The 12704-nt window shown below is 43.4% G+C and carries 7 protein-coding genes and 1 pseudogene; 1 reads left to right on the top strand and 7 read right to left on the bottom strand.

The genetic code is table 11. The features are described 5' to 3' along the window. Positions 1-24 precede the first annotated feature (24 nt). The 4 genes from FDK13_RS31060 to FDK13_RS31045 all read right to left on the bottom strand — a co-directional run bounded on the left by FDK13_RS31060 (position 25) and on the right by FDK13_RS31045 (position 5865). Positions 25-2424 (bottom strand): TonB-dependent receptor, encoded by a 2400-nt coding sequence (locus FDK13_RS31060; RefSeq protein WP_137343908.1) that lies wholly within the window; start codon positions 2422-2424, stop codon positions 25-27. A gap of 296 nt (positions 2425-2720) precedes the next feature. Then, positions 2721-3770, bottom strand: coding sequence for an SDR family oxidoreductase (locus FDK13_RS31055; RefSeq protein WP_137343907.1), 1050 nt, complete (start codon positions 3768-3770; stop codon positions 2721-2723). A 115-nt stretch (positions 3771-3885) separates the two neighbouring features. Beyond that, the gene (locus FDK13_RS31050; protein WP_137343906.1) at positions 3886-4674 is read right to left on the bottom strand and encodes a helix-turn-helix domain-containing protein; all 789 of its coding nucleotides are present in this window, start codon (positions 4672-4674) and stop codon (positions 3886-3888) included. A gap of 12 nt (positions 4675-4686) precedes the next feature. Then, positions 4687-5865, bottom strand: a complete 1179-nt coding sequence (locus FDK13_RS31045) for an MBL fold metallo-hydrolase (RefSeq protein WP_229216296.1) — start codon at positions 5863-5865, stop codon at positions 4687-4689. Positions 5866-6497: 632 nt separating this feature from the next. Here FDK13_RS31045 and FDK13_RS36790 point away from each other — a divergent pair. Further along, positions 6498-7001, top strand: a pseudogene (locus tag FDK13_RS36790) (transposase); the annotation flags it as partial. Between the two features lie 203 nt (positions 7002-7204). Here the strand turns inward: FDK13_RS36790 and FDK13_RS31035 are convergent. From FDK13_RS31035 to FDK13_RS31025, 3 genes are all read right to left on the bottom strand, one after another. Further along, on the bottom strand, positions 7205-8632 hold the full coding sequence (locus FDK13_RS31035) for a DUF1501 domain-containing protein (RefSeq protein WP_137343905.1): 1428 nt from the start codon (positions 8630-8632) through the stop codon (positions 7205-7207). Positions 8633-8705: 73 nt separating this feature from the next. Next, on the bottom strand, positions 8706-11003 hold the full coding sequence (locus tag FDK13_RS31030) for a DUF1549 domain-containing protein (protein ID WP_229216298.1): 2298 nt from the start codon (positions 11001-11003) through the stop codon (positions 8706-8708). Between the two features lie 182 nt (positions 11004-11185). Continuing rightward, the gene (locus FDK13_RS31025) at positions 11186-12700 is read right to left on the bottom strand and encodes a RagB/SusD family nutrient uptake outer membrane protein (RefSeq protein WP_374756120.1); all 1515 of its coding nucleotides are present in this window, start codon (positions 12698-12700) and stop codon (positions 11186-11188) included. Positions 12701-12704: the final 4 nt, after the last annotated feature.

The following is a 12704-nucleotide window of genomic DNA, read 5'->3' as shown; positions in this document are numbered from 1 at the left end:
AGTTTGAGCTGCCAGGGATTACTATTAAAACTGCAACCGGTATACAAAATTTGGGAAGACCCCGATCTGGTAGGCGGTATTCACCCTCTGGGTTGCCGGGTTGTAACGCTGCTCAACCAGTACGTTTTGACTGTTGGTCACATTCTGGATATCGAGAAATACGGCATGGGAGAGATTTCTGCTCTTGCTGTTAATAGTTGCTCCTGCCTTTAAATCCAGTCGAAAGAAACCTGTGTTTTTGGCAGAATAGACGGCATTACCACCTTTTAAAATTTCCCTGTTGTTTGTAATGGAGGCGGCGTAATCCACAGGAGTATAATAACGACCGCCAGCCTGTGTAATTTTCAGGTCGACGCTGAATTTATTGTTCCGGTTTTTGCCGATCTTCCATTCCTTGCCGGTCAGTATATTATAGACATATCTTCCATTGAAGGCTGTGTTCCTTTCGATTTTATCGCTTCCCTCATATTTTGACTGGTAAATGCTACCCGTAAACAACCCGTAATAGCCATTACTGAAGAACTTTTCAACAGTAAGTTCCGCACCATAATTAAACCCCGTGCCACTATTGTTAAGCTGTCCCTGCTCGTTGTAATAGTAGGAGCGAGCGCCCGCATTGAGCATCGAATAGCTGCTGAGCGTATCACTGACCGGCACATGATAAAGCCTTTGGTAGTACACTTCCGCTTTAACTCGCCAGTTTGTAAAAGGCAGCACTTCGTAGCCCAGCACATAATGCTGGCTGCGGGTGAAACCAAGGTCTTCATTAGACCGATCTACGGAGCCATCCTTATTTTTTACCTGGTAAAAATAGGTATCAGCTGGCTGCATCTGGCTATGCATTCCAAATCCGGCAGTCAGGGTACTTTTATCCGTCAGTTGGTACTTCAGTGCTACACGCGGTTCGACAGAACTCGAATTGTTGAGTGTGAGCCACTGTGAGTGAATCCCAAAGTTGGCTGTTAGCTTGGCTGTGATGTTATATTTTGCATGAATATAGCCTTGCAATAAAGATGTTCTACCATTAAAATTCCATATCTGTACCCAGTCATGAGGTGGAGAAACTCGGTCCCGATAAAAGAGGTCAATAGCAATGAGCTCTTCTATTGTGCCGATTTTAAGAAATAGCTTAGGACTAATGGTTGTATTAAAGGACGTGTTGATTGAATAACGCATCTGTTTCATGGTCGCTTCAACGACCCGTGCAGGCGTGCTAACACCCATACTATCTATGTTCTGCTCTGTTCCGGCATAGGTTAGGCCGATAACCGTGTTGAAATAAGATTTTTTACCAACCCGGATAAAATGCTTGACTCCAACCAGGCCGATCTGGCTCTTCATATAAGAATCGCGTTTTGGGTTTCCCCAAATATCATCTTCATCGACGTCATCATGCATAATATTAATTTTGCTGATACCTCCAAGTCCGAACAGCGTGAACCTTCCGAACTTGCTTTCCCCGCTATTGATTTTGAACGAAAGGTCCTGGTAAAAAGGTGTTGACGCAGTACCGACTGTAAGGCCAAGCTGCTGGGCCAGTCCGGTAAAGGAGTAGCGGTAGGCCAAAACATATGAAGAACCTTTTTTCTTGTTAATGGGGCCTTCGGTCATCGCTTCCAGACCAGTGAGCGCACCTAGCTGAATCGTGTGTTCACGCTTGTCCGTATTGCCTGTCCGGAATCCGAGGTCAAATACACCTGCATTTGCATTGCCATATTCAGCAGGGAAAGCTGAGGTGAGAAAGTCTGAGTTTTTGAGGATGTTTGTGTTTAGTGCACTGGCAGAGCCTCCGGTCGTACCCAGCGTCGAAAAATGGTTTGGGTTAGGGATATTTAAACCTTCGATGCGCCACAATACCCCGGTAGGGGAGTTCCCACGCACGACAATATCATTTCGCGAATCGTCAGGTGCACTTACCCCGGCAAAGTTTGCGACTAGTCTGGACGGGTCTGAGCGGCCGCCGGAATAACGGTTGACTTCCTCCATAGTGAAAGATCTTCCGCTGATCGTGGCCAGTTCATTGAGAGTCTCGTGCTTTTTTGACCCGGCCCGAACAACCACTTCATTAAGCGTTTTCGAACCTTCTTCCAATTGAGCGTCCAGTACGACTTGTTTTCCGGAGGTTACTTCGACACCTGCAGCAATATATTGGTTGTAGCCCAGCGAGCCAAAACTGATATCATACCTTCCGGGAGCGATGCCGGATAAGCTGAATTGTCCGGAACCGTCCGTTATAGCCCCTTTTGAATTATCTCCAACGATGCTAACGATTACGCCGGGCAGAGTAGATTTTGTCTGTTTATCGATGACCGTACCTCTGATAGTTTGTAAGGTGCCTTGGGCCGAAGCAATCGATGTAAACATTACGATGACGCTCAGGGTTATACAGATAACGATGTATTGAGCAGTAGTCAATTTTCCCATTTTAGATGAATTTAATTGGCATAGCGATGCCAATCAGGTGAGTGATGCCTGTTCTGTCTGGCAATATTTTGTACCGTACTTTTAGCGGCTTTGGGTTTAATTATGCTGAGAAAGCATTTGTATGTTCCTATTGCCTGCGTTCGTTGACGATTTATATGTCAATTTCAACAGGAAAGTAATAGCTCATATGACAAGTTGAAAATTCGAACGAATATCACTATACCCCGGCTTCGCATCAGGTGATTTGGGATTAATTGAGCCGCCATTTTTATCCGGTCAAGATTTAGTACGAATCGTCATTCTGTTTTAATTTGGCCAAACTGGACCATACTTAGCGCTGTGGCAACAAGTGCTTCTTGATTGGTCCGCGGTTTCCAGTCCAATAACTTTTTGGCTTTTTCATTGCTTGCGACGCGGTATCTGCCTAATTGCGGGACAACACTTTTCGCCCTGGCATTAAAAAGAGCGGCAATCCGCACAATCCAGTTAGGCATCGTTTTCGTTGAGATGTGTGTAAACTGATCGCCAAGCTCGCTTTTAAAAAACGATGCGATCTGAGGCAGGGTCATGATTTCTCCTGATATGGCCAAAAAACGTTGACCTTTCGCTTCCGGACTTATCATCGCACGGATGTGCAGATCTGCCACATCTCGGACGTCTGCAATACCCAATGTCATCTTGGGGATTCTCTTCATAGAGCCATCCAGAATCTGTTTCAAAAGCTGAAACCCGCTTGACAGTTCCGGACCTAGTGCTGGTCCAAAGATCCCGACAGGATTGATCACAGAAAGCTCCATATTGCCACCTTGCTGCTGCATAAAATCCCATGCGGCTTTTTCGGCCAGTACCTTTGATTTGTTGTAAGCCGATAAACCCTTCTCGTTTGGATTTGTCCAGCTTTCTTCGGTAATCACTTTGCTGGTATCGTTGTGGCTATAGCCGACAGCACCAAAATTAGAAGTCATCACAACACGTTTGACTCCGCCGTCGCGCGCAGCTTTCAATACCCGCAGCGTTCCTTCAAGGGCAGGCTTGATCATTTCATTTTCATCTTTGGGAGCAGTCAGCCCTATTGGCGAAGCTACGTGCAGTACATATTGACACCCCTCAACTGCGTTGTCCCAATTCGTGTCGTCAGTGAGATCAGCTTCGATGAATTTTAGTGTGCCAAAATCAGAAATCCCACCGTTCCTGAGCATTTCAATCACGTCGCCACTTCGCTTCATGGAACGGATCGTGGTATGTACCCGATAGCCTTGCTGTAAAAGCTGCTGAATGCAGTGAACACCTACAAAACCTGTTCCACCGGTAACAAGCACTTTGGTATTTTCATTTGATTGTGCCATAATATAATTGTTTTTTGACTGCACAAATTTCTACCTAAATATCGCAATGCATTTTGCTGAAACGTCATACTTTAGTTTGCTGGAAAGTTAAATTAATATGCAAAATGAGGTCAGATTAACTGATGCGCAAATCGGATGGATTAAGCCCAAATTTCTTTTTAAAAACAAAAGAAAAATGCGATAGGTCTTCAAAACCCAGGTCCACATAGATATCCGATGGTTTTTTGCCTTTGGTGCCAATTAAAAAATGAGCCTCTTTCAACCGCTTTTGGATGAGCCAACGACTTGGTGTTTCAGAGAAGATCTGCCGGAATTCCTTTTTAAAAGCGGACAAACTTCTACCGGTAAGGTACGCAAAGCGTTCAAGACTTACATTGAACCTGTAGTTTTGGTTCATAAACGATTCCAAGTCTATTTTTCCGGGAGCGGCGAAGTCAAAGAGGATGCTGCCCAGGCCTGGATTTGTCCGCAGCAGGATCAGCAACAGTTCCTCCCGTTTTACCCTTGAAAAAGTCTCGTCTATCTTTCCCCGCGAATCATAATATGGTGTCAGCGAGCTTATAAAGTTAGATACCATTTCATCTTTTTTCAATAACAGGAATGCATTTTCTGAATGGAAGCTTCCTTCACCTACCTGATATTTTGATTTAAATTCGTGCAAAAAAACAGCATCAAACACAATGACAATCTTTTCAAATTCCCCGTTGTCCTTTTGCTTGTGATACCTGCCCAAATGGTTTTTACGCGCCAGGCAGTATTCGCCAGCTTTCATGGTGTAGCTTTTGTGTCCGTCATAACCGGTAATGCTTCCTTTTATCAGGAACAAAAAGAAATGTTCTGAAATAAATTGTTCAGGCGAAATCTGCGGGCCTATGTAACAGGATGTAATCTTGGTAAGTCTCATAATCTTCTATGTTTAATCAATAGCTTTCCACCATTTCCTAAACGGCTGGTAGCTTTCTTCCAGTTTGATGGGCTCACCAATTACAGGTGTTAGTATCCCTATTTCAGATCCTTTGCTAAGTTCGTCAATTCTTGCCAAAGGTTCGTCCCAGGGATGCCTTGCCAAAATAAACTTGGAATGATGAACCGGAAGCATCTGTTTGGCCTTTAGGTCACTGGCGGCTTGCATGGTTTCGTGCGGAAGCATGTGAACATAATGCCATGCGCTGTCGTACTGGCCATTTTCCAATATAGCCAGGTCGATAGGGCCGTACTTATTTCCTATCTCGGAGAAATGTTTGTCGTAACCGCTATCTCCACTGTAATAGATCTTTTTCTTGGGTGTCTGTATCAGAAATGAAACCCAAAGAGTACGATTTTGTCTGAACCCTCTTCCTGATTTATGCCTCGCAGGAAGCACGTGAATAGCAAAGTCAGTGTCAATTTTCACTGTTTCATCCCAATCCATTTCAATCAATTGATCTGCACGATAACCCCAGCGTTCAAAATGTGCGCCCACGCCAAGACCGCAGATTACTTGCCGTGCTTTATTCTTCAAAGCCAATGCGGTTTTGTAGTCAAGGTGGTCGTAATGATCATGGGAAATCAGCAGATAATCGATAGGTGGGAAGTCTTCTGCGATATAGAAGTCAGTTCCCTTGAACGATTTTCCGGTTCTCGGTATAGGGGATACACTTCCGCTAAAAACCGGATCTATCAAAATTGTTTTGCCATCTACTTTAATAAAGCACGAAGAATGCCCAAACCAGACGATTACATTACTATCTTCCGTTAAATGAAGCAGGTCTGTCTTTACTGATGGAATTGCCGATTGAGGGCATCGCCCGGGATATTTTTTGAAAATTTGTTTATGTAATTCGCCCGCAAGACTATAACCAGGCGCATATGTGGGTGTTTCAGTACGGTTCTGAAACCGGCCATTTCTGAAGTTGGGGGACCTGCTGATCCGTATCTGTCGTTCTCCAACAGGCAGCTCGCCAAATTTGGGATGAAGCATGAATGCCGATACCGAAGCAGTCACCACGCTGATAAGAATCAGTGCTCCAATAGCCATTTTCTTTAAAAGTGTTTTGATCCGTGTCATGTTACTTTGAGATTTATCAATGATGAGTAAAATGTCAGCGACATTCATTTCATCATTGCAAATTTCAGGATCTAGTACAAACCTGAGTTTGTTGAAAAGTTTTATTTTGTTTGTTGATCCGTTTTTATAATACCATCGGTAACCGCCCTATTCCTCAGAAAGCCAGTTGTGTTTTTTGGAGGCTTGGCTGGCTGTTTCCCGAATTCAGTCGTTGAACCAGGCTATCACGTCATCGGCGTTCGTTGCCAGGACTTTTCTCGAAATTACAAATGTGATCGCTAATCTTTGTGTTAAGTAAGGGTGAAATCGGAATCGTGGCACATACTCTCCTATGTCTGCAAAGTTAATTCAGACGGAAGGATAAAAGTTAGATTTGTAAGATAAAGTGATAAAAGTAGATGGTAAATTCAATAACTCATGAAGTATATTGTTCTATAGAAATTGCCTCATCCTTTTTTATCTTTTCGAGTCTGAACAGAATGTAAGGAATTGAGAATTACTCAATATCCAGAATATCCAGCCAGGAGACAAGACGAATCGGACCGATCTAAGGTGATTTTTGATTGTCCCGAATCACGGTAAAAGCCTATTAATTATATCGTTGCAGCACGTCTCTGCGAACCGATTCAGAGAATGATCTCTGAGGCAAATTGGATTAGGATTTACAATGGGACAGGCCCAGGCGTACGGTCGTTGTTCGGCAACTAATAAAAGAACGGCCCCAGGCAGCGGGAAAGACGCTAAGGTTATTTAAAGATGAAGAGATTTATAATCAATATCGTTACGGATGCTACGTGACCAACATGAACTTGCCATCAGCTGAAATATGGCGTCTATATAGAGGACGGGCCGATTCCGTGAACAGAATCAAAGAACTTAAGGCTGATTTCGGTCTTGATAGTTTCAATCTGAAACAGTTTTTTTGCACTGAAGCATCTTTAATTTTTGCGATGACCGGTTACAATCTAATGGCGCTCTTTCGACAATTTATTCTTAATAGCAAAGTCCAACATACCTTATCAACGCTCCGGTACAAAACCTTCGCGATTGGAGCATATTTTGAAGAAACAAATGGAAAATTTGTTCTTAAAATAGCTTTAAACTTAAAACGAAGAGAATGGTTCACTGGGCTCTGGGAATATACCAAAGCGCAAAATCAATCTTTGTCATTTTCTATCGCGTAATCTGGGTTTATTCATACGTACAGAGATAAAATTGAAGCTACTACGATGGATGGAGTATAAAAGCTGGCTATGTCTAAGAAAAAGAAGCAGATCCGGAATTGTACAAAATGTGAATTCGGGTAAGGATTTCAGAGTTTGATTTTATAGCAGAAAAGCTGTCCCCGTTTAAGTTGGGACAGCTTTTTCTTGTGGATTGAAATTTATCAGGAAAGCAATTCCAATACAGCTTTTCCTTTTCCGTCGGGTGTTGTATAAAACGGACGTTTTTCAACCTCATACTGGGTATCTTCTGCAATGCCCAAAGCATGATAAATCGTCTGATGGACCTGATCGATCTTGATCGGGTTTTCAATGGTTTTACAAGGCCGCTCATCGGCAGTTTTACCATAAACAAATCCTTTTTTGATACCCCCTCCAAACATCAGCATTGACCCCGCATCGGTAAAATGGCGGTGCATTCCATAAAATTTCGGATCAGAAAGAATGTCTGGCTGTTGTACCTGCTCTTTCACTTTGGCATCCGGTTTTCCTTCCACCATCATGTCCCGGCTGAACTCACTGGCCAGCACGATCATAGTCCGGTCCAAATGTCCTGATTTGTCCAGATCTTTTACCAGCTGTGCGATTGGACCGTCGATCATTTTTTTCATATCAACCATCCTTGTATGACCATTTTCATGGGTATCAAAGCCTTTGAAAGGCTCGTATTCAGTGGTTACGCTTATAAACCTGGCCCCTTGTTCAGTCAATCTTCTGGCAAGCAAACAGCCAAGTCCAAACCGGCCGGTGTTATAAATATCATAAACTTCTTTGGGTTCAGTGCTCAAATCAAAAGCCTTTGATTCAGGAGAATTCAAAAGCATATATGCTTGTTCCATCGAGCGTTTCAGTGATTCTTTCTGATAATCACTTCCAAATTCACCAACCGGGCTACTGCTGATCAGATCGTTATAAAGCTGGTTTCTTCTTTCGAATCTTTTTGCATCCATGCCCACCGGCGGACGTACGCTCTCCAGTCCCTGACTTGGATCGGGGATCGAAAAAGGACCGTATTCGTTTCCAAGAAATCCGGCTGTATGGAATGCCTTAAGTTCTTCGGCTTCACCAACTGTAAAGCGCTGGCCAATATCTATGAAAGCAGGAATTACCGGATTCTTAGGGCCAAGTTCCTTGGCAATCCATGAGCCAATATGCGGGGCCGCAACCGTTTGCGGCGGTTCATAGCAGGTATGCCAATGATATTGATGGCGTGAATGCAGAATGTGGCCCATGTCTGCTGCCTGATATGAACGGATCAGCGTTCCTTTGTCCATCACTTTTCCAATAGATTGCAATCCGTCCGAGAAATTGATGCCGTCCAGAATTGTTGGAATTGGTTTGAAAGTACTTAGTACTCTGTTACCCTCCATTCCTGTTTCATATTGTGTGAAACGTTTTGGGTCAAAAGTTTCGGTATGTGCCATTCCGCCGGCCATCCAAAGCAGAATTACCGTATCAGCGGTGGCCTCAGATGCACCAATGCGTTTACAACCAGACAATAAATTTGCTATGGGAGATGCGGCCGCCATAGCCGCCAAAGTAGCGGCGCTGGTTCTTTGCAGGAATTCTCTTCTGTTCCAATTGCTTTTCATTTTATTCCAATATTAATGATTGAAGTTGAATATGTAAACTTCGAACTGACTAACGATTTTTTATGCAAACAGATTAATAAATCAGCTGAAATTCGGGGCCCATTGCTAAAGCCCAGACCAAATCCTGAATTCCTTCTTCGCTTGGTTTTGGCCCAAGTATTTTCCTGGCCACATCCATTTCTTTCGGGATTGGATTTCTTCCCAGTGCACGCTTATAAAGCTCAGTGACCAGCGAATCAGCATTGGGGTATTTTACCTTCCATTCTTTGGCGCCGCGCCTGAGTGTTTCAGTAAATTTACTACCATTGGTGAGTTCAAGGGCCTGCAGCAAATTGGCCTGCGAGGTGCGGCTTGTACTTACAGTTTCCCTGTTTGGTCTTCCCAAAGAAGTCAGGAAAGGGTCATTTTTTACAAATCCTGCTCTGGCAAACGGTAATTTGGTTTTAAATTTCTCAGGTAATAATTTAAACACAACAGCCGAATCTGCATACATTGGATTGAAAGCACTGCTGATGGCATCCGTAAATTGTTCTGCTGTGAGGCGACGTCGCACCATCCCCGTAAACTTGTAATTTTCAGACATCATATCGCCCGGCTCTTTAATCGTCGACGACGGAAGTTGATATGCCCTAGAAGTCACAATGGTGTATATGAGTTTCTTCATATCATAGCCATTGGTGACAAAATCAGATGCCAGCCAGTCCAGCAAATCTTCGCTCCAAGGGATATTATCCATCATATCCACTGGCTCTACAATGCCCCGACCAAGCAATTGAGCCCAGATACGGTTGACAGCCGTTCTGTAAAGTCGCCCGTCTTTTGGTTGGACGAGCAAGTCAGCCAGTTGACGCAGACGTTTTTCTGTGCTTTTATTTACGCTGATTTCTCCCAGTTCTGGGAACAGAATTTTAGTTGCTGCAATTTTCCCCGTCGGTTTGTCACAACGGTTGATTTCAAGCAACGTATCTGCAAAAATATTTGCAAACGCATAAGAATCCGCTAATTTCCAGTCACTTATAAAACTGTCATGGCAAGAAGCACATTTCAGGTTAAGTCCTAATAACACCTGCGAGACGTTTTGGGCAGCCTGCATTTCAGTACGTTGACTGGAATTGATCGTTCCTCTCCATTTAATTCCTTTGATAAAACCAGCTGATTCTTTGGTTGGGCTGATCAGTTCTTTTACAAACCAATTGTATGGTTTATTTTCTTCCAATGAAGTATAAAGCCATTTTGTAATATCAAACCGCCCGCCGGTAATATATCCAGTTCCCGAGTAATCATTTCTCAAAGCATCGTTCCAGAAAGACATCCAATGTTGTGCGTAATCATCGTTTCTGTTAAGTAATTCTCTTGCCAAAACTTCACGTTTATCGGGTCTCGTATCGGCAATAAAAGCATCAACTTTTTCCGGTGCCGGCAACAAACCAATGATGTCGAGATACACCCTTCTCATATAAGTGCGGTCGTCCACAACAGGTTTCCAGCCAATTTTGTTTTTCTGAAAATAAGCATTTACAAATCGGTCAACGAGCAAAACAATATCACCGCTGGCTGCCGGAATAGCTGGGGTGCGGGGTTCAAGTGCCGCAACACGGTAAATGCTTTTCTCTTTTCCGTCCGGCCATACGGCACCTTTTTCTATCCAGAATTTAAGTATACGGATTTCTTTTTCTGTTAGTCTTTTCCCTTTGGTTGGCATGGCTTCTTTATCTCCCTGCTGCAAAGTTATCCTTCTGATAATCTCACTTTTATCGGGATGATTCGGAACAACAACCAGGCCGTCTTCACCACCTTTCATAATTGCATCCTTGCTATCCAGCCTTAATTCTCCTTTTGTTTTAGTTTCGCTATGGCAACTGTAACAATTATGCGCTAAAATCGTTCTTACTTCCACATTCAGCTGCTGGATTTGCTGCGGACTTAGCGCACCTGTATTGCTTATAAGTGCAAATTGTGGTTCTTCCGCGCCTTTGGTTTTAGCGGGCTCCGAGAAAGGGAGAACACTTGAAAGGTAGTCATCGCCATGGGTAAGCATGGCTCCGTAATGACCTGTAAAAGAAACTCCGCAAACCGTAATAAATAGGATCGAGCGAAATGCTTTTCGGTTATTGAAACTCAATGACAATGCTGCCAGCACAGATAAGGTCATTGTGGCGATGCCGGCCCACTGGTGAATTTTGAGACTTGTACCGCTGGATTCTTCCTGACTTGCCAGGAGTAAGCCAAATATTACTGCCAATACAGCACTGATCGCACCGATCCGGGTAAGCAGCTTGATTGCCTCACGCAATCCTTCAGATTTACGCTTCCAGTCAATCAATTCAAGTACTATGGCGACACACAACAGTCCGATCGGAAAGTGGACCATTAATGGATGCAATCTTCCTGAAAATTGCCAAAGCCAGAAAGTTTCGGTTGCTTCGAGTAACAAAATATTAAGGATTAGTGGTTAGGGAATTAATTCTAATAATTCTTGATATTTAAGAAGGAGCACTATTTTGGTGAAACCCTCTTAAATATCAAGATTATTTTATCTCATGGGAAAACAGATCAGTATCCCGCGTTTTGTTTCAATTTAGGATTAATTAAAATTTCATTGGCTGGAAGAGGAAGCACATACTCATTTTCAGTAAAGATATAATCGTTCGAATTAAAAGGCACATTGCCGCGATCAACAGTCGGCTTGGCCTTTTCCATCGCTCCGTGGACATTCATAAATGCTGCCCATTCCGCCGGAGTTTTAGTTCTTTTCAGGTCAAACCAGCGCTGATTTTCAAATGCAAGTTCCAATCTCCTTTCTTTCAAAACAGCCGTTCTGAATTCATCTTTTCCGCCTGCATTCAAATCTGCAAGACCGGCGCGTTTACGGATCTGGTTCAGATAGCCAAGCGCTTCGCCACTTGCACCTGACTGTTCGTTGATCGCTTCTGCAAGCATCAAAAGTATATCTGCATATCTGAGAACCGGCCAGTTTGTATTAGTCAATCCCACGATTGTATGAGGGTAATTGTATTTGGATACATAAGGGATTTTATACACCACACCGTCCAAAGTAAAACTGGTTTTCAGGGAAATATCTTTTCTAAGATCACCTGTTTCGTAGGCAGCAATGAGGTCGTTGGTCGGGATATTCCGACCTCCGTTTGAGCCAGCGGCATAACCGGTCACAGCACCTTTCGAAACCCTTGGGGCAAACACATATTCAAAGTTGCTCGCTTCGCCCAAGCTGTTATCACCTTGATATTGAATTTCAAAAATAGATTCGATACCATTCTTTTTAGCTGGTGACGGATCAAAATTATCGGCATAATTCGCATTCAGTGCATAACCTAATGTAGTTACCTCTTTTAAAGTAGTGATCGCGTCAGCATATTTTTTGTTCGTCAGATAAGTTTTACCAAGCAAACTTAGTGCAGCGCCTTTGGTAGCTCTTCCACGATCTTCCGCTTTAGCATATTTAGCTGGTAACAGTGCAATAGCCTCTTTAAGATCTTTCTCGATTTGCGCCCACACGTCAGCCTGAGGAGATCTTACCAGATCAAAAGCAGGATCGGGGGTTGACAACGTTGAGGTAACAATCACCACATCCCCGAAATACTGCACCAGATTGAAATATAAATAAGCCCTCAGGAATTTCAGTTGTCCCTCTATTTCTTTTTTTGGAGCGTCATCAAATTTGGCAGTTAACAGTTTCTCCAGCGTCAGGTTGTCATTGTAAAGCGCCGCGTAGTAATTATTCCAAATCGCAGCAATTTCACCGTTACCTGAATTTACAGTAGAAAAATCAAATGCTTCCCAGCCGCCAGCACCACCACGATCGGACGGATTTAAATCAATGGTCGTATTGTCGGTTTGAAATTCACCGGCCAGGTAGGCAGAGTTTGTGATATTCTGAACCAAACTGTATACACCGTTGAGAGCCTGTTTTGCCTGGGCTTCGTTCTGATAAAAAACGTCCACACCAACCTTGGTAGGATCAGTTTCATTGAGGAAATCTTCACTGCACGAAGTTTGCAGCAGCGTCAGAAATACTATACCGATTACCGTTATATTTTTTATTTTCATCACT

Source organism: Dyadobacter frigoris (genome assembly GCF_005280585.1).
GTDB lineage: Bacteria > Bacteroidota > Bacteroidia > Cytophagales > Spirosomataceae > Dyadobacter > Dyadobacter frigoris.
Note: the sequence above shows the minus strand (reverse complement) of the source record. Positions and strands in the feature narration are given on the sequence as shown.